General features: G+C 63.8%; 20 protein-coding genes. 13 read left to right on the top strand and 7 right to left on the bottom strand.

Features of this window, described 5'->3' with window-relative positions; all coding sequences use genetic code 11:
• Positions 1-130 precede the first annotated feature (130 nt).
• From WN73_RS15395 to WN73_RS15375, 5 genes are all read right to left on the bottom strand, one after another.
• Positions 131-556 carry a CBS domain-containing protein gene (locus tag WN73_RS15395; RefSeq protein ID WP_271553583.1) on the bottom strand — a complete coding sequence of 142 codons (426 nt, stop codon included), beginning with the start codon at positions 554-556 and terminating at the stop codon, positions 131-133.
• A gap of 324 nt (positions 557-880) precedes the next feature.
• Positions 881-1,579, bottom strand: a complete 699-nt coding sequence (locus WN73_RS15390) for a molybdate ABC transporter substrate-binding protein (protein ID WP_060908297.1) — start codon at positions 1,577-1,579, stop codon at positions 881-883.
• Positions 1,576-3,702 (bottom strand): xanthine dehydrogenase family protein molybdopterin-binding subunit, encoded by a 2,127-nt coding sequence (locus WN73_RS15385; protein WP_271553582.1) that lies wholly within the window; start codon positions 3,700-3,702, stop codon positions 1,576-1,578. Before WN73_RS15385 ends, WN73_RS15390 begins: the two co-directional genes overlap by 4 nt.
• Positions 3,699-4,166 (bottom strand): (2Fe-2S)-binding protein, encoded by a 468-nt coding sequence (locus tag WN73_RS15380; RefSeq protein ID WP_271553580.1) that lies wholly within the window; start codon positions 4,164-4,166, stop codon positions 3,699-3,701. The genes WN73_RS15385 and WN73_RS15380 overlap by 4 nt, the downstream gene beginning before the upstream one ends.
• A 15-nt stretch (positions 4,167-4,181) precedes the next feature.
• Positions 4,182-5,138, bottom strand: coding sequence for a tripartite tricarboxylate transporter substrate binding protein (locus WN73_RS15375; RefSeq protein ID WP_271553585.1), 957 nt, complete (start codon positions 5,136-5,138; stop codon positions 4,182-4,184).
• A 233-nt stretch (positions 5,139-5,371) separates the two neighbouring features.
• Here WN73_RS15375 and WN73_RS15370 point away from each other — a divergent pair, with 233 nt between their 5' ends.
• The 6 genes from WN73_RS15370 to WN73_RS15345 all read left to right on the top strand — a co-directional run bounded on the left by WN73_RS15370 (position 5,372) and on the right by WN73_RS15345 (position 14,890).
• Positions 5,372-7,459 carry a molybdopterin-dependent oxidoreductase gene (locus tag WN73_RS15370; protein ID WP_271553579.1) on the top strand — a complete coding sequence of 696 codons (2,088 nt, stop codon included), beginning with the start codon at positions 5,372-5,374 and terminating at the stop codon, positions 7,457-7,459.
• 130 nt (positions 7,460-7,589) lie between these two features.
• Positions 7,590-8,372 carry an enoyl-CoA hydratase/isomerase family protein gene (locus WN73_RS15365; protein WP_028173134.1) on the top strand — a complete coding sequence of 261 codons (783 nt, stop codon included), beginning with the start codon at positions 7,590-7,592 and terminating at the stop codon, positions 8,370-8,372.
• A 2,042-nt stretch (positions 8,373-10,414) separates the two neighbouring features.
• A complete protein-coding gene (locus WN73_RS15360) occupies positions 10,415-12,661 on the top strand; it encodes a MobA/MobL family protein (RefSeq protein WP_271553578.1) in 2,247 nt (748 codons plus the stop codon).
• Positions 12,662-12,892: 231 nt separating this feature from the next.
• Complete coding sequence (locus WN73_RS15355; protein ID WP_271553577.1) at positions 12,893-13,054, top strand: hypothetical protein; 162 nt, start codon at positions 12,893-12,895, stop codon at positions 13,052-13,054.
• A 262-nt stretch (positions 13,055-13,316) separates the two neighbouring features.
• Positions 13,317-14,231: a hypothetical protein gene (locus tag WN73_RS15350; protein ID WP_271553575.1), complete on the top strand. Its 915-nt coding sequence runs from the start codon at positions 13,317-13,319 to the stop codon at positions 14,229-14,231.
• Between the two features lie 233 nt (positions 14,232-14,464).
• Positions 14,465-14,890, top strand: a complete 426-nt coding sequence (locus tag WN73_RS15345) for a hypothetical protein (protein ID WP_271553573.1) — start codon at positions 14,465-14,467, stop codon at positions 14,888-14,890.
• 191 nt (positions 14,891-15,081) lie between these two features.
• Here WN73_RS15345 and WN73_RS15340 read toward each other — a convergent pair whose 3' ends face one another.
• Entirely contained in the window at positions 15,082-15,288 is a 207-nt protein-coding gene (locus WN73_RS15340) for a hypothetical protein (protein WP_271553572.1), read from the bottom strand.
• Between the two features lie 219 nt (positions 15,289-15,507).
• Here WN73_RS15340 and WN73_RS15335 point away from each other — a divergent pair, with 219 nt between their 5' ends.
• From WN73_RS15335 to WN73_RS15315, 5 genes are all read left to right on the top strand, one after another.
• A complete protein-coding gene (locus WN73_RS15335) occupies positions 15,508-16,389 on the top strand; it encodes a hypothetical protein (RefSeq protein ID WP_271553571.1) in 882 nt (293 codons plus the stop codon).
• 258 nt (positions 16,390-16,647) lie between these two features.
• On the top strand, positions 16,648-17,499 hold the full coding sequence (locus tag WN73_RS15330; RefSeq protein ID WP_271553570.1) for a metallophosphoesterase: 852 nt from the start codon (positions 16,648-16,650) through the stop codon (positions 17,497-17,499).
• A 91-nt stretch (positions 17,500-17,590) separates the two neighbouring features.
• Positions 17,591-18,190 carry a hypothetical protein gene (locus tag WN73_RS15325; RefSeq protein WP_271553569.1) on the top strand — a complete coding sequence of 200 codons (600 nt, stop codon included), beginning with the start codon at positions 17,591-17,593 and terminating at the stop codon, positions 18,188-18,190.
• On the top strand, positions 18,187-19,740 hold the full coding sequence (locus WN73_RS15320; RefSeq protein ID WP_271553567.1) for an AAA family ATPase: 1,554 nt from the start codon (positions 18,187-18,189) through the stop codon (positions 19,738-19,740). Before WN73_RS15325 ends, WN73_RS15320 begins: the two co-directional genes overlap by 4 nt.
• 163 nt (positions 19,741-19,903) lie before the next feature.
• Positions 19,904-20,368, top strand: coding sequence for a DUF433 domain-containing protein (locus WN73_RS15315; protein ID WP_271553566.1), 465 nt, complete (start codon positions 19,904-19,906; stop codon positions 20,366-20,368).
• Positions 20,369-20,638: 270 nt separating this feature from the next.
• Here WN73_RS15315 and WN73_RS15310 read toward each other — a convergent pair whose 3' ends face one another.
• Positions 20,639-20,779 carry a hypothetical protein gene (locus tag WN73_RS15310; RefSeq protein ID WP_271553565.1) on the bottom strand — a complete coding sequence of 47 codons (141 nt, stop codon included), beginning with the start codon at positions 20,777-20,779 and terminating at the stop codon, positions 20,639-20,641.
• 452 nt (positions 20,780-21,231) lie between these two features.
• Here WN73_RS15310 and WN73_RS15305 point away from each other — a divergent pair, with 452 nt between their 5' ends.
• Positions 21,232-21,612, top strand: coding sequence for a hypothetical protein (locus WN73_RS15305; protein ID WP_271553564.1), 381 nt, complete (start codon positions 21,232-21,234; stop codon positions 21,610-21,612).
• A complete protein-coding gene (locus tag WN73_RS15300; RefSeq protein WP_271553562.1) occupies positions 21,566-21,793 on the top strand; it encodes a hypothetical protein in 228 nt (75 codons plus the stop codon). The genes WN73_RS15305 and WN73_RS15300 overlap by 47 nt, the downstream gene beginning before the upstream one ends.
• Positions 21,794-21,930: the final 137 nt, after the last annotated feature.

Here is a 21,930-nt window from a genome sequence, read left to right as displayed (position 1 = left end):
TCTATGAAGCCCCGCCCGAGCAGGGCTACACTCAACTTCGATTGCAGGAAACAAGGCGATTTCTTCGCGATTAACCATCACCAAAAGCGGAAAACATCAGAAGCGCGATCGGCGCGATAGTCGATCCGCATTAGCGGTGAATAAATTGTACCAACTGGTCAATGACGAATTCTTGTTTACTGATTATGCTTTTTACCAAATCTCCAATCGATACAATTCCGATCAATTTGCCCTGATCAATAACGGGAAGGTGGCGAACTCTCTTCTCAGTCATAACGGCCATGCATTCTTCCACAGTTTGATCAAGGTGAGCGTATAAAATCTTCGCCTCCATAATGTCACGGACACGAGTTGTAGGGGATGCACGTCCTTTCAAAAACACGTTCCGTGCGTAATGTCGTTCGGTAATGATGCCAATGGGGTTTCCGTCCTCGATTACAACTAAAGAACCAGCATTCTGGTCAGCCATCTTTTGTATGGCCTCAAGGACGGTGTTGTCCGGGCCAATTGTAAAAACATCATGCCCTTTTTCATTGAGTAACTGGCGGACCGTCATCGAAATTCTCCGCCCTTCGAAAAGCGTCGTTTCCCAGCAGGCCGCCTATTGGTTTGACACAGACGCTTGAACACCGTGCCGCGTTAAACTATGCGCGCCATGCGAAAACTAAATTACTACTAATGGCTAAGTCTGATTTGATCTACGTCAAAGCGCGGGCATTCGGCTGCGACGACCAGCTGGACAAATTTGGCTTGCAGACTATGCCAATGGCTGCTCTTGGCCCATCTCGGACCCTGAGGTGAGGTGCGCCAACGCGCCGCTATCAGAGGCAGAGCGGACCTCATACGAAGTGCAGCGCAAGTTTATGAGTGCGCGCCCGCCCTAGCCGGCAAAACCCGCGCGCTGGCGCAGCTCCTTTCGGTCCGCGCCGGTCAGCAAAGCGATCAGCGCGGCGGCTTCCTTCGGGTGTGCGGCGCGCGTGGTCACGCCGGCCGTGTACGTCGTCACCAGTTCGCAGCCCGGCGGCAGCGATCCCGATAGCGCAATGCCGTCGGTCGCGATGATCTCGGTCGCCTGGGTGCAACCGAGCGGCCTTTGCGCGGTGGATGTCGCAAGCTCCCGCATCGCGGTCGCGCCGTTCGGGAATATCTTGAGACGCGATGCGACCTCGTAGGCGATGCCGAGTTGATCCAGGACCTTTGCGACGTGCTGGCCCGCGGTCGAAGCCCTGGTGTCGGGCACATAGATGGCGTCTGCGGCACGCAGGACCTCGCGCAGGTCGGCTTCAGTCTTCACGGCCACCTTGGGATCGCGGTTGCGGACCGCCAGCGCGGTTTCAACGCTGCCGACATCTGCGATCGAGGAGGGGACGACGAGCTTCTCCTCGGCAAGTTTCGCGAGCAACGCCTGCGTTAATATGACGAGATCGGCCGGCGTGCTCGCACGCAGCTTGTCGGCCATGATGCCGACCGCGCCGAACTCGCCGTCGATGCCGAACCCGGTCTGCGTCTTGAAGGCCTCGCTGAGGCCGCGCACCAGGCCTTGCGCCGCGCCGCCGCTCAGAATATTCACTGTCGTCACGATGCAAGCTCCATGGCTGCGATGATCTTGTCGCGCGTGATCGGCAGGTCGCGCACGCGCACGCCGAGGCAATCGTGGACCGCGTTCGCGATCGCCGCCGTCACCGGGCCGTGTGCGGCTTCGCCGGCGCCGACCGGCTCGATCTCCGGCCGCTGGATGATCTCGACATCCACCGCCGGCACCTCGCTGAAGGTCAGGATCGGATAGTCGGTCCACGATGTCGATGTGATGCGCGTCCGGTCGAAGCGGACGCGCTCCTTCAACACCCAGCTCGTCGCCTGGATCGCGCCGCCCTCGATCTGGTTGATCACGCCGTCCGGGTTGATGGCTTCGCCGACATCGACCGCCAGCGTCAGCCGCCTCACGTGGATATCGTCAGTGCCTTCGATCTCGGCAATCGCGGCGCAATAGGCGCCCGTGTTCTTGTAGCGGGCAAAACCGGCGCCGTAGCCGATACCGGTTCGCTTTTCGGGCTTCCACCGCGCGCGTCGGGCGGCGGCGCGAATGACGTCCTTCGCACGCTCGTCGCGCAGATGGCGCAGCCGAAACGCGATCGGGTCTTCGCCGCGCAGGGCGGCGATCTCGTCGAGCAGGGATTCGATGGCGAACACGTTGCCTTGCCCGCCCAGGGTCCGCAGCGCCGAGGTGCGCACCGGCATGGTCAGCAAGCGGTGGCTCGTGATCGTCCAGGCCGGGAGGTCATAGAGCGGAACGGAATTGCGGTCGCCGCCGCCGCCATTGGCCGCCGGCGGGTTCGTCGAGATCATGCGCGGATAGGGATTTGCGATCTCGGTTGCCGCGAGCAGCGCCGGCTGTGCCGCGCGTCCCGGCCGCGCCGCGTGGCCGTTGCTCCAGATCGCATGGCGCCAGCCGACGATCTCGTTGTCCGCATCGAGATCGGCCTCGATCTCGATGGCCATGGCCGCGCCGAACGGTGCGTGGGACATCTCGTCGTGGCGCGACCACTGCACCCGGACCGGACGGCCGTCGACCGCTTTCGCCAGCAGCACGGCATCGAGCGCGACGTCGTCGGCCGCATTGTGCCCGTAGCAGCCGGCGCCCTCCATGTGCTCGACGACGATGTTTTCTGCCGGCAGCCTGAGCACGATCGCGAGATCGGCGCGCAGCAGATAGACGCCCTGGCTGTGGGTCCAGACGTGGACACGATCGCCCTCCCACCGCGCCATCGCACAGGACGGCGCGATCGAGGCATGCGCGATATAGGGGCGGGTGTATTGCCGGCGGAGAGTGCGCGCGGCCTTCTGTGGCGACGCGGCCGATCTGGTGTCGATGGTGGTCGTCTCGACCGGTTGGCTCTTCAGGAAGCCCGCCAGATCGTTTTCGTCGGGCAGCGGCTCGCCGGCCGACCATGTCGCGCCCTTGCGCAGGGCATTCAGCGCGGCTGCCGCCGCCACCTCGCTGTCGGCGACCACGCCGGCGAAACTGCCGTCGCGAGCGATCGCGACGAGGCCCGGAACGGTGCGCACGGCTGTTTCGTCGAGCGCGGTCAATTTGGCACCCGAGATGTCCGGCCGCAGCACGCGGCCGTGCAACAGTTCCGGCAGCGCATGGTCGTGGATGAAGCGCGGCCGTGCGAACACCTTGTCGGGAATGTCCACGCGCTGGATCGAATGCCCTGCTACGGCACGCGTGGCGGCGGCCTTCGCAGTCGCGCCAGCAGTGGCATCCTGGTCGAGCGAGACGTCGCCCGCCAGCTCCCAATAGCTGGTCCTGACATTGCCGGGACCCGAGATCGTGCCGTCATCGACATCGAGCCGCGAGGCATCGACGCCGAGGCGTTCCGACGCCGCGGCGAGGAAGCGCTCGCGCACTTCGGCGCAAACATGGCGCAGCGCGCGGCCGGATTGCTGGATCGAAAGGCTGCCCGAGGTGACGCCTTCGTTCGGGCTGGTTGCGGTCGAGGCGCGGATCATTTCGATTCGGCCGATATCGACGTCGAGCTCGTCCGCGGCGATCTGGGCCAGCGCCGTGACGATGCCCTGGCCGATCTCGACCTTGCCGGGCGAGATCGCGACGCGGCCGTCGCTGGTGAACTGTACCCAGGATGACAGTCTTGGGTTGGTCACGAGGCTGACCGGCAGTTTCGGGGCAGGGGGCGTCATGGGGTGGCCATCTCCGAGGCCGCGCGCAGCACGGCGCGGACCATGCGGTTATGCGATCCGCAGCGGCACAGGTTGCGGTCGAGCGCCGTTCTGACCTCGGCCTCCGTCGGCGACGGATTGCGCTTCAGCAACGCCGCCGCACTGATCAGGATTCCGGAAACACAATAGCCGCATTGCATCGCCTGTTCGGAGATGAAGGCGCGTTGCAAGGCGTGTGGCTGCTCCGCCGTGCCGAGACCTTCGATCGTGACGACATCTTTGCCGGCGACCGACCACATCGGCATGTCGCAGGAGGCCATCGCGCGATCGCCGACCATGACATGACAGGCCCCGCACTCACCGGCGCCACAGCCGAAATGCGGACCGGTGACGCCGAGGCGGCCGCGCAGAACATCGAGCAGTGTCTGATCCGGATCCGCGTCCACAGCCGTCGCCGTGCCGTTGAGCTGGAATTGAATCGGCATGGTCGTTCTACGGCCTCAGGACTTGTCGAACTTCTTGACGACATTGGCCCATTTCTCGATGTCGCCGCGCAGGAACTTGTCGAATTCCTCCGGCGTCATCGACATGGGCACGGCACCCTGCGCGGTCCAGAGCTTGACGATGTCCGGACGTTTCACCATCGCGTTCACGGCGGCGTTGAGCTTGTCGATGACTGGCTTCGGCGTGCCGGCCGGCGCCATCAGGCCCAGCCAGATCGTGGCCTCATAGCCTGCTGTGCCGGCCTCGCCCGCGGTCGGCACGTTCGGCAGCACCGTTGAACGCTGCTTGCCGGTGGTGGCGAGTGCGCGGACCTGGTTCTCGGCGATGTTCGGCGCCATCGCCGGCACGGCGTCGATCATCATCTGCACCTGCCCGCCGATCACGCCGCTGCGCGCCTCGCCGCTGTTGCGGTAGGGCACGTGGACGACGTTGATGCCCGCCATCGCTTTGAACAGCTCGCCGGCCATGTGATAGGGCGTGCCCTGGCCGGAGGAGGCGTAGTTCAGCTTGCCCGGTTGTGATTTGGCGAGCGCGATGAACTCTTGCAGCGTCTTCGCCGGAACCTGCGGGTTCACCACGAGGACGAGATCGGAATAGTTCACCGGCGCGATCGGCGCGAGGTCGCGCATCAGCTCATATTTGCGTTGCTCCGGCGTCAGCAGCGATTCATTTGCGGTCTGGGTGTTGGACATCATCAACAGCGTGTAGCCGTCGGCCGGCGACTTCGCCGCTTCGACGGTGCCGATGACGCCCCCCGCGCCGGTGCGGTTCTCGACCACGAAGGGCTGGCCAAAACTCTCCTGGAGCGCGTTGCCGATCAGCCGGGCCGCGACGTCGGCCGGCCCGCCGGCGCCGAAGGGCACGACGATTCGGACCGCGTGCGTGGGATAATCCTGCGCCAATGAGGGGGCTGCGGCGGCTACGCCGAGCAGGCCGGCGGCCAGCGCCAGCATGAATTGTCGGGCCGTCACGCCCACCTCCCTGATATCGTTCTTGTTGGGTGCACTGTAGCGGCAGGGAACGCGGACTGTCGACGCCTCACAAAGTCGATCGCGCCGGGAATATCGGGCGGCTTTCGGTGTGGCCGGGCCGGATTTCGTGCTTTCGGCAGGAACCGGCAAATCGCATGGGCGTTGCCGGATAAATGCTCTCGGCCGGCCGGTATTTTGGTGTTACGAACTGGGACATGAACCAGCACGCCAAGATCGAAATCCGCCATTCGACCTGTCCGCACGATTGCCCCTCAGCCTGCGCCCTCGATGTCGAGGTGGTCGAAGGCCGCAGCATCGGCCGCGTCCGCGGTTCGAAGAAGCAGACCTATACGGCCGGCGTCGTCTGCGCCAAGGTCGCCCGCTATGCCGAGCGTATCCATCACCCCGAACGGGTGATGTATCCGATGCGCCGCACCGGGCCGAAGGGCTCCGGGCAGTTCGCGCGCATCTCCTGGGACGAGGCGCTGGACGAGATCGGACATCGGTTCAACCAGGCCGAGCGCGAGTTCGGCGCGGAATCGGTCTGGCCCTACTACTACGCCGGCACGATGGGGCTGGTGATGCGCGACGGTCTCAATCGCCTCACGCATGTGAAGAAATATTCGCGCTTCTATCAGACGATCTGCGCCAATGTCGCGCGGATTGGATATGCGATCGGCACCGGCAAGATCGCCGGCGTCGATCCGCGCGAGATGGCGCTCTCCGACCTCGTCGTGATCTGGGGCACCAATCCGGTCAACACCCAGGTCAACGTGATGACGCACGCCGCGCGGGCGCGCAAGGAGCGCGGCGCCAAGATCGCGGCCGTCGACATCTACGACAACGAGACCATGAAGCAGGCTGACATCAAGATCATCCTGCGTCCCGGCACCGACGGCGCCTTCGCCTGCGGCGTCATGCATGTCCTGTTCCGCGACGGCTATGCCGACCGCGCCTACATGGACAAGTATACCGATTGCCCTGCCGAGCTCGAGGCGCATCTGAAGACGCGCACGCCGGAATGGGCTTCGGCGATCTGCGGCGTGCCGGTGTCCGAGATCGAGGCGTTTGCCAAGCTGGTCGGCGAGACCCAGCGAACTTTCCTCCGCCTCGGCTACGGCTTCACCCGCTCGCGCAACGGCGCGACGCAGATGCATGCCGCGCTGTGCATCCCCGCGGTGACCGGGGCCTGGCAGTATGAAGGCGGCGGCGCCTTCTTCAACAATTACGCGCTGTGGCACTTCAACGAGGCCATCATCGAGGGCCACGACGCGATCGACCGGACCACGCGTGCGCTCGACCAGTCGAAGATCGGCCGCATCCTCACCGGCGACGCCGAGGCCCTGCTCGGCAAGGGACCGGTCAAGGCGATGCTGATCCAGAACACCAATCCGATGACGGTGGCGCCGGAGCAGGCGCTGGTAGCCCAAGGCTTTGCGCGCGAGGATCTGTTCGTCGCGGTGCACGAGCAGTTCATGACCGAGACAGCGCTGATGGCCGACATCGTGCTGCCGGCGACCATGTTCATGGAGCACGACGACCTCTATTACGGCGGCGGCCATCAACACATCTCGGTTGGACCCAAGCTGATCGACCCGCCCGACGAATGCCGCTCAAACCACCAGGTGTTGCAGGCGCTGGCACCGCGGCTTGGCGCCAGGCATCAGGGCTTCGAGATGACGCCGCGCGAACTGATCGACGCAACGCTGAAGCTCAGCAACCACGGCGACATCGCCGGCCTCGAAGCCGACATCTGGCGCGATCTGCAACCGGATTTCCGCACCGCGCATTTCCTCGACGGCTTTGGCCATGCCGACGGCAAATTCCATTTCAGGGCGGACTGGGCGCATCCGCCGTTCGGCCAGACGATGGGCGATGTCGACCAGATGCCGTCACTGCCCGACCATTGGGCGGTGATCGAGCATGCCGACCAGGCCCATCCGTTCAGGCTTGCGACCAGCCCCTCGCGCAGCTTCCTCAACACCACGTTCAACGAGACGCCGTCCTCACAGGCGCGCGAGGGCAAAGCGAGCGTGATGATCCACCCGCTGGATGCAGCCCCCCTCGATATCGCCGACGGCGACGCCGTGACGCTCGGCAACACCCGCGGCGAGACCACGCTGATTGCGACGCTGTTCGAGGGCGTGCGGCGCGGCGTCCTGATTGCGGAGTCCGTTCATCCGAACAAGAATCATATCGGCGGTCGCGGCATCAACACGCTGACCGGTGCGGACACCATCGCCCCGATCGGCGGCGCTGCATTCCACGACAACAAGGTCTGGATCAGGAAAGCGGCCACCTGAGCGCGCATGGCGATTGCCTTGCAATTTGTGTCGAGGCGCTAAAGCGGCGCTGCGCCGCAGTTTGCGCTTGCACCTCTCGCCCGACCTGCCGCAAATGGCAGCAAAACGGGAGCAAGGAAGCGAGCGTGCCATGACCGACACCACAGCCGTCGTCACCGAGAAGCGCGGGCAGGCGTTCTGGATCACCATCAACCGGCCGGAGAAGCGCAACGCGCTGAACGGCGACGTCATCGCCGGCATCACCAAAGGCTATCGCGATGCGCATGACGACAAGGACGTCCGCGTCATCGTGCTGACGGGCGCGGGCGACAAGGCGTTCTGCGCTGGCGCGGACTTGCAGAATTCCGGTGCGGCCTTTGCGATGGATTTCTCCAGGCCGAATGTCGACTACGCCGATCTGTTGCGCCTGTCGCAGAACGCGACCAAGCCCGCGATCGCGCGGGTCGGCGGCGTCTGCATGGCCGGCGGCATTGGCTTGCTGTGCATGACCGATATGGCTGTGGCGGCCGATCACGTCATCTTCGGCCTGCCGGAGGTGAAGGTCGGCGTGTTTCCGATGCAGGTGCTGAGCCTGTTGCAGGAGATCGCATCGCGGCGCCTCGTCAATGAATGGGCACTCACAGGCGAGCCGTTCGATGCGAAGGCGGCGAAGGACGCCGGCCTGCTCAACTACGTCGTGCCGACGGCCGAGCTCGATGCCAAGGTCGACTGGCTGATCGGCCGTATCGTCGACAAATCCCCGACCGCGATCCGCCGAGGCAAATACGCCATGCGTGCGATTGCCTCGATGTCGTTCGACGAAAGCATCGCCTACACCGAGAGCCAGATCGCACTGCTGGCGATGACCGAGGACGCCAAGGAGGGCCTGAAGGCCTTCAGCGAGAAGCGCAAGCCGAGTTGGCCGGGAAGATAGATGCCGTGCTGCAGCCTCCGTCTCGGCTGGCAGCGTCAGGAAAGCGCTTCTTGTCCATTGGCGCTAGCTAAACATGGGGCTTTCCGGTCGAACAAAAGCGGCTCGTCAACAAGCCGGCGAGCAGACGATAAAGCTGAAGTAGGCTCGGGGGCTCAGAGATCCGGATCCGCTTCTCAGGGAAGCCGCCAGCCGAAGAGGACGTTGTGTGCGCCACTGATGCCTGACGCCAGCGTGATTCGCGCCTCGAACGATCAGGCGAAGCAGTCGAAGCGCGGCCGTGACGATGCTGGAGGGCAGTTGAGGCGTGCCCGACACGACGTACTTGAACGGACAAAACGCGGCCTTCGATGCGCTCGTCCGCCTTTCCGGCTGGATGAAAGCAAAAAAGAGCGCCTCCGGAGAGACGCTCTCTTGCCACCCCGTTACGGGGTTACAACATCGATTGTACAGAAAGCACTATGTTATTGCACTTTCAACCTCCCCCACACCTCGCGCGGCGTAAGGGTTTCTACAATCGAGCGCCCATGTAGCACACGGGATCGTGTCGAACAACAACATCTCAATGCCGATGGTTAACAAAGCGGGAAAGTCTCGGAGACCGTCAGCTCGGAGCACACTTCCGATGCTCAGAGGTGGAGCGATCTTCCAAGGCTCAATACGGGTGCTCCAGGGAGCTCCGATCTGATGGGCAACATTTTGCGATTTACTGCCCTTTGCAGAAGTTTCTGGGCGATAAACCTCGCACACACGATCGGCATTTTGTGAAGAGCCTGCGCGAGCGCCTCGACCTGCGGCAGAACGGAGCTCGCGTGCGCCTGCCGTTGGTGCGTCGGCTGCCCGCCGCCTGAGGCTCATATCTTCGCGCCCACTTTGCGCCACATGAGAAATTGTCCGGACGGCCAGGGCCTATTCGGTTGCGCGATCTTATAGGCGCGCTTTGGGCGCGCCCACTGGCGGCCCTTTGCGGAGCATTCTACAGACGTGGAAAGTCGCCGGTGCTGGTGCCAATCAGGACACTGGCTCATTCTGTCCCGACGAATTGTCCCGGGTCTGTGTTCGGGCCTCGCAGGTAGGCCCTTCACGTGCATGAGCGGCGGCATTTGCCACCCTGGATTTCCCTGCAGGGAAGGAAATTGTTGGGGGGCCGCCATGATCACGGTCCCCGCTCGATCCGGGTTTGCGATCTCCTGCTGGTCCTGCGGTCTTGAGCGCGATGCCCAAGCCAGCGGCCAGGGAGGCCTAACATGTCATTAGGCCTCGAGCTTCTTGAAAGCCAATTCTCACGCGCAGCTGTGCTGACGCCGACACATGGTCTATCCGTCGGCAGTTGGCGCCGGCTCGCGACCTTATTGAACCGGCTCTCTTTGCAATTTTGCAATTCGGTTGGCGGCCTGTGTTGCTTGATTTCGCCACGCGGTGGCGAATGGGGCGACAAGGTACGCCTACGTAGGCCAGCCAAGCCGGCTTGCCTGGACCGCGAATGCGCGAATGGAGACAGCTGGTTACAGTCGGCTGTCCGCCATTAGGCATTTGTGGGCGGTTCGGAACGCCGATCGCACCGGTATAATGCCCGCATTATGCCCGCATAATACCCGCACTATACGGTGCGATCGGTATTTCGCCATTGATTACAATGGCTTGCAGGTCTGGAAAATCGCCAAATGCGAAAAGTTTTCGTATTTGGCGATTTTGGGTTCCTCAAAGCCCTACTGCGGCACGGTGAGGTCGTCTGACAGCAGGATGGTTAGGCCACCGTACGCGCCTGAGTTGCTTCCGATCATCGGCAAAAGGTCGACGCTAAGGGACAAGTGACGCCGACCTCGATCTCCATTTTCGTGGGCACGTCGCGGAGCATTGCGGCGACACACGGCACGCCTTTCTGCTGTGAAAACTCAATTGCGAAGAGGGATCACCACTGGCCGGCTTGGATTTCAATCGTGATGAGCGCGGCCTATCGAGCCGTGTCTGTTAGGGACTTGCAGGGTGAGATGTTAGCCCGTTGCCAGACGACGACGACCGTCCATTATGTGTCGGAGGCAACCGTGTCATTCAGCGGCTCTATCCACTTCGGTGTTGTGCAGCCGACCAAGGGCTATACCGCCCGCCATAGGTTCGCGTATCAGACTTGCACGTGGGTGACCGATCGCTTCGGTCGCGTCGATTACCGGCGCTATGCCGATTGCCGGGTCGGAGGCGGCGTGTTGCTACCGATGGGCGCGCCGGAGGCGTTCGAGAACTGGGAGTATTTTCGCAGCGCGGCCGTGTGCACCGAAAAGCGGTGGGACGGGCAGGAGGGTCGAATTGTTGATTTCAGCCTCCCACGCGCGGTCCCGCGCATGTTGCTACTGCCGCTTGCGGCGTTCGCGCTACTGCCCTTCGTCGAGCGAGGCATGGCGGTGCGGCTCGATGTTGAGTGCGTCGTTGCAAGCGACGGCAAACTGAACCCGCACGCTCACGGCTGGCTCGCGCAACGCACGCTGGAGCAACACGGTTTCGGCCTGAAGGAAGAAAGGTGGAATACGCTGTTCAGGCGCGACCAAGGGCGGTACGCGCGGGCCCTCCTCGGGGGGAGGCTCACGCTTGGCTGCGCGGTCCTAGGCATCGACGCGTACGTCGATCCGCGCCGTAACGATGCGAAGGGAGCGGGAATTCCGAAGGCGCGGCGGCCGCGCCGGATGGTTTGCGCGAGCAACGAGGGCAGGGAGGTTGAGGCGATCGAACAGCTGGTGGAGAACCCTGAGCTGAAGCAAAAACACGAAGCGCCGAAGCAAGTTCCGGGGCCAGAGGATGGGGGCGTGATCGTGACAAACGCGGCCGTGTATTCTGTCGACAACAAGCGGGCAAGCAAACTCAGGATGCAGTTCGCGGATGCGGCGCAGAAGGCAGGCTACCAGCTGCATGCGCGGTTGGGTTCGCCGGCGGTGGCGCTGCGCGGGAGCTCTGTTTCCTTCGACGGCCACGCGTTCAGGATCGCGGCAACGGGCAATTCGGAGGATGCTGCAATCGTGGCGCGGTTCGTGCGCGAGCTCGACTGGCCGGCCCTGGTGGTGGAGGGAGGTGCACGCCTTGCCGACTTGTTGGCGATCGCGGCCGCCTCCGAAGGCGTGTTCATGGTCAATCGCGCCCCCAGCACCTCCGCCCGGGACCTCATTGCGCGGGAATTCTTCGGCGAGATGAAGGCCGCGATTGCCCGCCATGATCCGCTCGGGATCGCCGCAGAATTCTTTGCGAACTTTGAGGCGGACAAGGTTGGCACGCAGGCGGATGAAGCCCTCGATGCTCCCCGGCAAGTGGATGTGGTCTGCGAAGATCATCCTCAACAGCCGGCAAATCTGGTGGTGCCGAACGCCGCTCCGGTCCAGTCGAGCGATGTCGCCGATCCGGCATCCGCCGTTGCACCCATCGCTACGCGGGGCACCGACAGCCGGCGCGTGGCCGCTGGTGGGGATGTGAGGCGAACGGCTGCTTCCTCGTCCGAGGCAATCGCTCGGATGTCCGGACATCGCAGAGAGGACCCCCGGCCGCCCCGACTGGGTGTCGCCTCCAACAACCTTCCTCGATCGCCGGCAGACCTGAGGGTGCCGAGCACCGCTCCCATCGAGCCGAGCGATGTCGCTGAGCCGGCATCCGCCGTTTCGCCCATCGCGACGTCGGGCAATGAGAGCCGTCGCGTCGCCGCTGGTGGGCACGTGAGGCGAACCGCTGCTTCCTCCTCCGAGGCAATCGCTCGGATGTCCGGACATCGCAAAGAGGCCCCCCGGCCGCCCCAAGTGGGTGTGGCCTCCAACAATCTTCCTCGATCGCCGGCGGACCTGAGGGTGCCGCGCACTGCTCCACTCCACCTGTCGCGCGAGCTCGCCGGCCTGGCTTCAGCGGTTGCGCCCATCGCGACGCCGGGCACTGACAGCCGGCGTGTGGCCGCTGGTGAGGATGCGAGCCGAACCGCCGGTTCGTCGTCCGAGGCTTTCGAAGGTCTGGAACCGCTGCCGGACGACGACTCGTGGATGGTCAAACCCGATCCAATTACGCTGGCGCGCGATGCGCGTGAACTCGAGGCCGGCGCTAGGCGGCAGCGACAATATCAGGAGGACTTTGACGAATTCCTGCGTCGGAAGATCCGGCAATCGTCCGGGCTTCGGCGTGACGGCATCAGCTCCCCTGGGAGCGCGAGGCCTCGGCTGCCGACGAGGCGTCCCCAGCCGATCCCGCAGTGGCCCACCGAAATCAGCGCGGCCAGTGGTGATGCGGTCGAGACGGAGGAGCTCGACTACCAAGCGCCGCGTCCTTGACGTTCCGACCCTGCGAAATTGCGGCCCCGCGTCAGCTCACGCTTGCCAGGCAGAACACCTGTCTCGAGAGCTGTCGTTAACCATGCATGTCGAACGAGGGCTGCGGCGTGCTGGAATTTTCCGCGCGCAGGCAACATATTGGTCTGACTTCGCGTCCCTCGCGAAGGCGGCCGCCGCCGGTGCGCCAACACCAAACGACGGCCTGACCACAACGACCGACTAGGAGTCATTATGGCTAGGCATCACTATAACGCCGATTCGGCGTTCCTTCTCGCGTACTCTCTGCTGCGCTATGTCCGGTCCTGTGTGACCGGCGGCTGCGCTGTCGTGCCCGATGTCGGGCCCACCGCGGGCGGCATCTCCCTTTCCGTCATCGCCGCCACCATCAGCTAGGCACCGATCGCGAGGCTCGACGACATGCGGCGCGACGGCGTCGCGTGGATCGGTCCCGGTCCGTTGCATGCATTGGCGATCCCGCTTGCTAGCGCCACCAATCCTGGCGTCGCGATTCTTGCGAGACAGGCCACGCAAGCTGCGATGACAGCCCGCCCCCTGCCAAGTCCGGCAGGCGTTCGGCGGCGCGTCAGCCCGTCCGATGTCGTGCTTTGCGATCTCTCAAACATAGAGAGATCGATCGATGAAGTTTTCTTCCGAGATGACCCTGCAGCTTCAGCCCTGCACCCACACCATTTATCGCCCCTTCGGCGGCATCGAAGGCTATCGCCTGATCAGCGATCCGGCGGGCCGGCTCGCGGTCACGACGTTTCCAATGGAGATGGCGAGGCGGCTTTCGGCGAGCATGGACCAATGGTCTGCCTGCTATTTGCTCACAGGGGGCGGCCAAGCCTACCTCGGCCAGAGTCATTACGCGATGAAATGCATCGCCGAGCACGTGGTGGATCCCGCCAAAGCTTTCGCCAGCGATGTCTTCCTGATCCATGCGCAGGAGGAGCCGCGCACGATGGACTGGTCGACGCGGCTCTACCTGGAGCACCGTCTGAGCGAACTCGCCAGAGAGGCGGGGCTGGTTCGCCTCGCCAACACCGTGGAGCCGCGGGTTCTGCCCTGGCGGCTCGAACAGACCGCAACCTTGGAGCTGCTCGCGACGCAGGCCCGGCGCCTCCTGTTCGACGCCGGATGCCGGGTTGTCGACGGCAATCTCCTGAGCCAGCCGACCGCGCAAGGGAAGGGCGATGACAGCGACGATGCGAAGGAAGCCGTCGAGATCGCCTGCCCGACACGACCGGTGCCCGAAGAGTTCGCATTTGACTATCGCGGCATCTGGGCCCGCGGCTACCACGCCGATCAGGGGTTCGTCGTCGCGGCTGGCTCGGAGCTGCGAGCGACGGAGACCCACAGCCTGCGGAAGAACATCAAGAGGCTGCGCGCCGACCTGCTAGCCCGGGACGTCGTGGTTCCGATCGCTGGTGTGACGGATCGCCTGCGCTTCCAAGTCGATTGGTGCTTCTTCAGCGCAGCGGTCGCGGCAAAGTTCGTGGCCGGAGCTCATGTCGCCGGCACCAAGTGGGTGCTCCCCCGCAATGCGCCGCCGATCGGGCGCGCGACGTAGGAGGGCTCGCCAAATGTCCAATTCCATGATGACGCCGGGGCAGGAGCCCCGGCAAATTAGTGCGGCCGGTCTTTCCGATCATGCCGGCGACGGCGGCACGCTCGTCGGGATCAGCGTCGCCTGCAGTGGGACCGCGAAGCTTCCGCGCGATGGCAACGCTGCGAAGATCCCCGACCACTTCGCCGGTTGTCCGCGCCCTGGTTCAGATCGCGCCGCTACGTTGGTGGCGGTCGATGCCTGCGGACGCGTTTCGGGCGACGGAGTTCCTCGCCATCTGCTCCGCGCTCGAGCAGGTCGCAAGGCTGATCGAGGGGGCCGAGGTCGAGCCGGCGTTGCAAGGCAATGTGGATGCCGCGATCGCGCTGGTGCTGTCCTTGATGCCGATCAGGCGGCTCGGCGGCATCAAGACCGACATTGCGTTGACGGCCGTGCTCCGCCTTGCGCTCGAGGGCGAGCCCAGATGCGCGATTGTGCTTGCCCATGTCATCGATCGCGCCGAGCCCGATCCGTGCCGCGCCGATTTGATGTGCGCATCCTGGTTCGACTTCCGCTGCGGCCAGCCGGCTCTCCGCGGCGGCTTTGCGCCGTCCGAGAAGGCGGTGCTGAACGCGCTGCGCGCATTCGATGTCCCGCGCGCCGGTAGGGAGAGCCGGGCATGACTGTTCGGCTCGCGTCCAGCCTCAAGGCCGACATGGTGCGGGCTCGACCGGCCGGCACCGGCGGGATCGGAGCTCTGATGGAGCGCGTCGAGCCGGGCGCTGCCACGTCATGCACGCAGCGCGCCGAAGCAGTCGTGCTTACTTTGAGCGCAGTCTCCGAGGCGAGCGTGCCGATGGCGCATGGCTCTCGACTAGCCAGCCTTGGATGTCTTGTGCCTGCGCCGTTCGAGCCAGTCCCGGGCAGCCTCGTTCAAAATCTCCGACGCCGTGGTGTCGTCATCGAGGGCAGCCCGTTTGATCGACTTGATCACGTCGGCGGACAGGGTGGCAAAGAAGTTTCGTTTTTGCTGCCCGGTCGGCGCCTTGCTTTTCTTTGTGGGTTTTCTTGCGTCACTCATGAGCTCTCCGGCGCTGAAGGGGCAAGGATTCGCACCTCAGCGAATCCTTGGGCGCGTCCAATCTAGGCGGGGTTTTGCCAAATGGCCATAGGTGGCTTTGGATATATGAAGATGGGCGCTCCAGACTTAAATATATGTATTTGTATATATATGAACGTTGACATAGGTTGATGTTTATGATTTGTTCCCCGCTGCAATGACGACGGCAGGAGGTCTGCAATGGCGAATGTGGAGCGTGACTGGCGGCTCGAGTTCGTGCTGGCGCATCCGGATCTGTTCGACCCGGTTAGCGACCCGCCAAAGGTGAAGGCCGACGTCGGCGATGGCTGGCGCGATCTGCTCGGTCGCCTCTGCAGGCGCATGGAAGCGGCCCTGCAGCCGGGCGAGACGATCCGGATCAGCCAGGTTGTAAAAAAATCCGCAGCGCTACGGGTCTATTGGCGTGGTGACGTATCGCCCGAGACGGTCGCCGGGCTTCACGAGGCCGTCGCGCTTGCCAAGGCACGCTCCGCCTGCACCTGCGAGTCCTGTGGCGAGGAGGGGCGGCTGTGCATCCTCGGTCAAGCCTCCATGATCCGTTGCGTCAACCACGTGGAAGGCGAGCTGATCCCGGCCCCGTCTGGCCAGGAGAACGTCCATCTCGTTCGCGTCCGGGCGGCCGATGGCTACCGCATTGTGGCGCGGCGTTACGACCGCGAGGACGACCGCTTCCTCGACGAGGATCCGACGATCGTGGAGGCAGGCAGGCCTGAGACGGCTGTGACCGAGAGTTGGCAGGCCGATGTGATGCAGGCGCATCCTTGTCTGTTCCAGTTCCCGCAGGGCGAGCCGATATCGTCGCCTGGCTATCCGCGCTGCAGACAGGGCTGGCGCGATGTCCTTGAGCAGCTCTGCGGCATGATCGAAGCCGCATTGGGGGAGAACGAAACCTTCGAGTTCACGCGTATCGACGAGAAACTGGGCCTGCTCTTGATCAGGTGGGTCGGCGAGGTCTCGGGCGACACCAGAGCGAGAATCGAAGAGGCCATCCGCCTCGCCGCCATACGCGCGAGCCGGACTTGCGCAACCTGCGGCCTGGATGCATCGGCCACTCAGCAATGAGCTCTGTTCCACGCAAACGCGCCGGTCTGCGACAGCGTGAGCGACTCGTCGAGCGAGAGTTCGTCGCCTGCGGGCGAACCGGAGCGACAGTGATGGCCCGATTCCAGTGCCCCTCCTGCTCCGGCAAAGGCGAGTGCGAATACACACCGCACCGTCACAATTGTCGGCTTTGCGGATCGGCGGATGTGGTGTTGCGCCTTCTGTCGATGAGCTGCCCGAGGGGGCTCGTCGCGGCACTGCTTCGGGCCGAGCGTCTCGATGATGATGATGATGACGAGGACTGACGTGCGCTTGTGGATCTTATCGGACCTACACGTGGAATTGACGAAGGGCTGGGACCTGCCGGCCGGTGATGCGCAGCCGGACTTCAACGTCATGGTGGTGGCCGGCGATCTCATCCCGCGCGCCGAACGTGGGGTGAGGTGGCTGCTCGAACGGGTCGCGGATCGGCCGGTGATCTACGTGGCCGGCAACCACGAGTACTACGGCGCCGATCTAGACCGGACGATCGAGAAGGCGAGAGCGGCAGCAATAGGCACGAACGTCCATTTTCTGCAGCACGACTCCATTCGGATCGGCGACGTCACCTTTGCTGGCGCTACGACCTGGACGGACTTCGATCTGTTCGGCGACCCGCATCGGGCCATGGCAGTCGCGGCCGAGCGGATGGTCGATTTTCGCAAGATTAGGATCGGCGGCTATTCCAAGCGCTTCCGGCCGACTTACGCGCTGGCGCGTCACATGCAGGCCCGCGCGTTCTTCGAAGCGGAGATGCGCAGGCCTCGTCCGGGAAAGCTGGTCGTGATCTCCCATCACGCCCCGCATCCCGGCGCGGGCTTGGCGCTCTCCGACCCACCAAGCCCGGACGGGATCCTCAGCGCAGCCTACCGGAGCGATCTCACGGCCCTGATGCGGCCGGCGGCGAATGACGGGCGAGGGGCGCTAAAGCCCGCCGATCTCTGGATCTACGGCCATACGCACGAATCCGAGGACCGCGTGATCGGAGCAACGCGCGTAGTTTCGAACGCGAAGGGCTATGGCCCCTGGCCGCCGCAGCAGCGCACCTGGGACAACCTAAGCTTCGACCCGAACTGCATTGTCGAGATCTGAAGGGCAGGAGCAAGCCATGGCTGATCTCGATGACAACCGGACGGGAGCAACGCGCTTTCGTCCATCCTTGTACGAGTGAGAAAGTAACATCATGTACGACGAAAAACAGGCCGAGGGCCCCACCGATCTTTTTGTCTCCGCTAAGACCACGACCGCGGTCCCGGTACGACACCCGGCGCTGCGCGATGCGCTGATCCAGGCCTCCCTCGATCCGCGGGTGCGGTCCATCGATTACATCGCCTCCGCCCGGGTCGCCTCCGTACAGGTCCCGCTCGATGCCGTCATCATCCAGCGAGAGAATGGCCGCTATGTCCTCGACGTCGTCCCGGGGCAGCGCATCCGCGACGTCGATGACGAAGGCCTCGTGCTGATCGCGCGAGATGACCTCAAACTTGAGCCGCTTGAGCTCACCACTGAGGAGATCCGGCGCGAGCCACGCCACGCCAATGCGAAACTGGTCTGGTCCTACAACAACGTGCCCGTTCCGATCGGGTTGCGCCTGCAAATCCTGCAAGTCCTGCTCGATGAGGGCCCAATGCCGCTCGGCCAGTTGCTCAAGGCCGTGGCCGCCGAAAGCGATCCCGCCGCGGCGGTGATGGCGCTCGCCTGCGCCAATCTTGTCTCTCTCGATCTGCTCACGCAGCCGCTGAGCCCCGCCACGCTTGTGCGATGCTGCGCGGACCGCGCATGAGCTCTGACGACGAAGCCGACCGGCCGGTTGAAGACGTTGTCTCGACGGGTGCGGCAGCCGATTCCGCTGATTGTGATGAGCGCCTGAAGGGACTGCCGCGCCTCCTGCGCTACGCCGTGCTGAGCACCAACGGAGCCCAGCATGTCTCGGAGCGACTGATCGCAGAGATCCATGAGTTGTGCCCGCAGCTGCCGCACAGCGCCGCCTGGGCCTCGGAGCGAACGTTTGATGCCGGAGTGGCACTCGCAGCCGAACTCGATCATCGTGCCGTCACGCGAGACGAGCCGAACTTGCGGAGCCTGGCCGACTGCGTCCGGTTGCTGTCGCTGCCGACGCCGCGCAGTTCTCATCAGCTTGAGGAGCACCAAAGGGTCGGCAAAGCACTGGTTCACGCTCTTTATGAGACCCTTGGGCATGTGGAGAAGGAGCTCAGCTGCGATATCGAGCAGTTCACCTTCGGTTGGGCAGCGCTGCCGGCTTGCACAGGAATGCTGTCCGGCAGCCTTTCGGCAGCGGCGAACGCGATCTACCTCGGAGGCCGCATGGTCGAGCGCCGCCTCGCTGCTGCAAAGGCAAAGATCCGGCAGCAGTTCGAGGAAGCGTACCGGCAGAAAGCTGAGAAGGAGGACGAGATGTCCGCCGGCGGGGAGGCGCCGGCGAGCGTCGACGCGAAAGCCATTCCCAAGCGCCACGTCATGGTCGCCCGCCTGTCCGAACTCGAGATGAAGAACACCAAGCTCAAGGAAATCCTGGTCCCTCTCAAGCATGCCATCAACACGCCCCTGCCGCTGATCGAGGCGCCGCCGTTGCACAAGGTCCGCAACGCGCTGGCATTCGAGTTTCCCTGGGCGATGAACGTGATCGACTTCGCGCTCGCCGATCTCGTCGGCCGTGCGACGGTCCACCTGCGCCCCCTGCTGTTGGTCGGCCCGCCCGGCGCTGCCAAGAGCCGATTCGCCCGACGGCTCGGTGAGACCCTCGGCGTCAGCATTTGGCGGGAGGATGCCGCGCGCGCCGACGGCGCCGTGTTCGGCGGTACGGACAGGCGCTGGAATTCCGCCGAACCCTGCCACGCATTTCTGGCGATCGCACAAGGCAAAATCGCCAATCCGCTCGTGTTGATCGACGAATTGGAGAAGGCCGGCACACGCTCCGACTATGGCCGGCTTTGGGACGCCTTGCTCGCCTTTCTCGAGCCCGAGACCAGTGCCCGCTTTCCCGATCCGGCCTTGCTCACGCCTGTCGATGTCTCGCACGTTTCCTACATAGCTACGGCGAACAGCCTCGATCCGCTGCCCTCGCCGATCCGCGACAGGTTTCGCGTGGTGACGTTTCCGAGCCCGGCTCCCGACGACCTCGACGCCCTGCTGCCGGCCGTGATGGTCGATCTCGCGCGGGAGCGCGGCCTCGATGCCGTTTGGGTCCCGCCGCTGGACGGCACCGAGCGCGCCGCGATCGCGCACAACTGGAGGGGCGGCTCGTTGCGGCAGCTGCGCCGCATGGTGGAGGCGATCCTGCGCGAGCGCGATCTGCGGGCGGCGAGAAATTGAAGATGGTGGGCTCTGTGAATATCGGCCTCGTCAATGTGCCTGCAGAACGCTCCCCGCGGGCCGGTAGTATCGCCCTCGACGTTAGCGATGGCCTCCCAGAGCGCCCCGTCCAGCGTCGGCAAGCCCACGAAATTCGGACAAGCCGTTTATGCAAGGTCTTATCATGAGATTGCTGGATGCCCAGGTATGCGAGGGCGAGTTGCTGCTCGTCCTGCGCAGAGATTCCGCCGAGATGTTCACCGCTAAGGCGATGATCGCCGGTATTCTCGGAACTAGGGTTCATCTCGTCACGCCGGGAATGATGCGCCGGATCAGGAGCGGCCAGAGCAAAGCCGGCGAATCCACGCTGGAGTTCCTCGCTCGGATCGCAATTATCGAGACCATTGCCGGCAGCCTCTCGGCGGATGAGCCGGTCATCGTGCGGTACTCCGGCGTAATGAGCGGCAATCCGGTCTTCCGGGGCACGCGCGTGCCGCCGGGGCCGGTCTTCGCGACACTGGCCAACAGATCGGCCGACGAGATCGTGCGCGTGGACTATCCCTCGCTCTCACCGGATGAGATCAAAACTGCCCTGCAGCAGGCCTGCCGTCTGCTCGAGCGCGATGCGCCGGTGGTGAAGCGGGGCTGAAATGACCCTTGTCTCCATCAAGAGCGACCGGACTACCTGCACACGGCTACGTCACAATGTTCGGCTCGGAGAGGGAGAGCTTAGGTACAGATGGACGTTTTCGGGTTAAACGACCTCACGGCTGCATTGGGTCTCCTCCATGGAGAATAGCTCACGGCCGCTGGGGCTCGAACGCCTTCGCGGCGAGCAAGATCGCTTCCCGCAAAATCGCAAAGACAAGCAGTCGAAGGAGCCGTACCTATCCGCTGAGCGCCGCGATCCTCTCTCGGATCACTGTCCGCGCTCCTCGGGATCGTGCGCGACGAACCCGAGGCGCAAGCCATTGAACTCGCGACCGGCGGCAGCCGCGACGAAATCCCCGGCCGGCCCTTCGCCGAGCCGGACCACGGCGCAGATATCGATCACCCCCAAGATCGAAGCTCAGTCCTGGCTTGCACGCGAGGCCCGATCACGACTTTGGGAAGGGAAGAGGACGTCTTGCCGAGCTGCGTGCTTCGTTCACGTCGAAATCAGGATCTCGGGCAATTTTCGTGCGCGCTTGGAGACATCATTCGAGCCTCGCAAGTGTCTGCATTGATTCGCAAAAATCCGATCGCACCGTATGATGCCTGTATAATACCGGCATTATGCCTGCGCGATAGACACTAACCGAGGTAATAAAGTTGCTCGCTGACTTATTGAGCCTCTGTGATCCATTTCGCGTCTTCGAACACCTGCCTTCACGCAAAGGCCCAACGCGTCGCTCACGGCCACGCATGCCCAGTCGGCTTGGGCTTTGGTTGCAGGGGCCTCGAAGGAGATCACAAATCTTGCTTCCAATGAAGGAGACTGCGATTGATTCCGCGGAAGCCTAAATATCTCTGGTGGGCGCCCTGGTGCGGCGCGTTCCGGCCGAGGGATACGACTCGATCGCCGGCGCAACCATCTGGACGGACTTCGACCTGTTCGGCGATCCGCATCGCGCCATGATGGTCGCGGTCGAACGGATGAATGATTTCCGCAAGGTTAGGATCGGGCGCTATGTCGAGCGCTTCCGGCCAAGCCACGTGCTGGCCCGGCACCGGCAGGCCCGCGCGTTCCTCGAACTGGAGATGCGCAAGCCGCGCGTGGGCAAGCTGGTCGTGATCACCCATCACGCCCCGCATCCTGGCGCTGCTTTGGCACCGTCAGATCCCCCGAGGCCGGACGATATCCTCAATGCGGCCTACCGCAGCGACGGCCTCGATGCGGCCGGCGGCGGATGACGGGCGCGGCGCCTTAAGGTCCGCCGATCTCTGGGTCTACAGCCATACCCACGAGTCCGATGACACCGTCATCGGTGCAACGCGCGTGGCGTCGAACGCCAAGGGCTACGGACCCTGGATGCCACAACAGCGTACCTGGGACAACCGGAGCTTTGATCCCAACCTGATCATCGAGATCTGAAGGCAGAGCACTTATGAGTGAACGTTCAAGGTCATGTACGACACAAAAGAGGCCGAGGGCCTCACCGCTCTCTTCGTCTCGATCAAGACCACGACCGCGATCCCGGTGCGACACCCGGCGCTGCGCGATGCACTGGT

The sequence above is a fragment of the Bradyrhizobium sp. CCBAU 45394 genome (assembly GCF_028128655.1).
In the GTDB taxonomy this organism is placed as follows: Bacteria; Pseudomonadota; Alphaproteobacteria; order Rhizobiales; family Xanthobacteraceae; genus Bradyrhizobium; species Bradyrhizobium diazoefficiens.
This window is presented reverse-complemented; position numbering and strand designations above follow the sequence as displayed.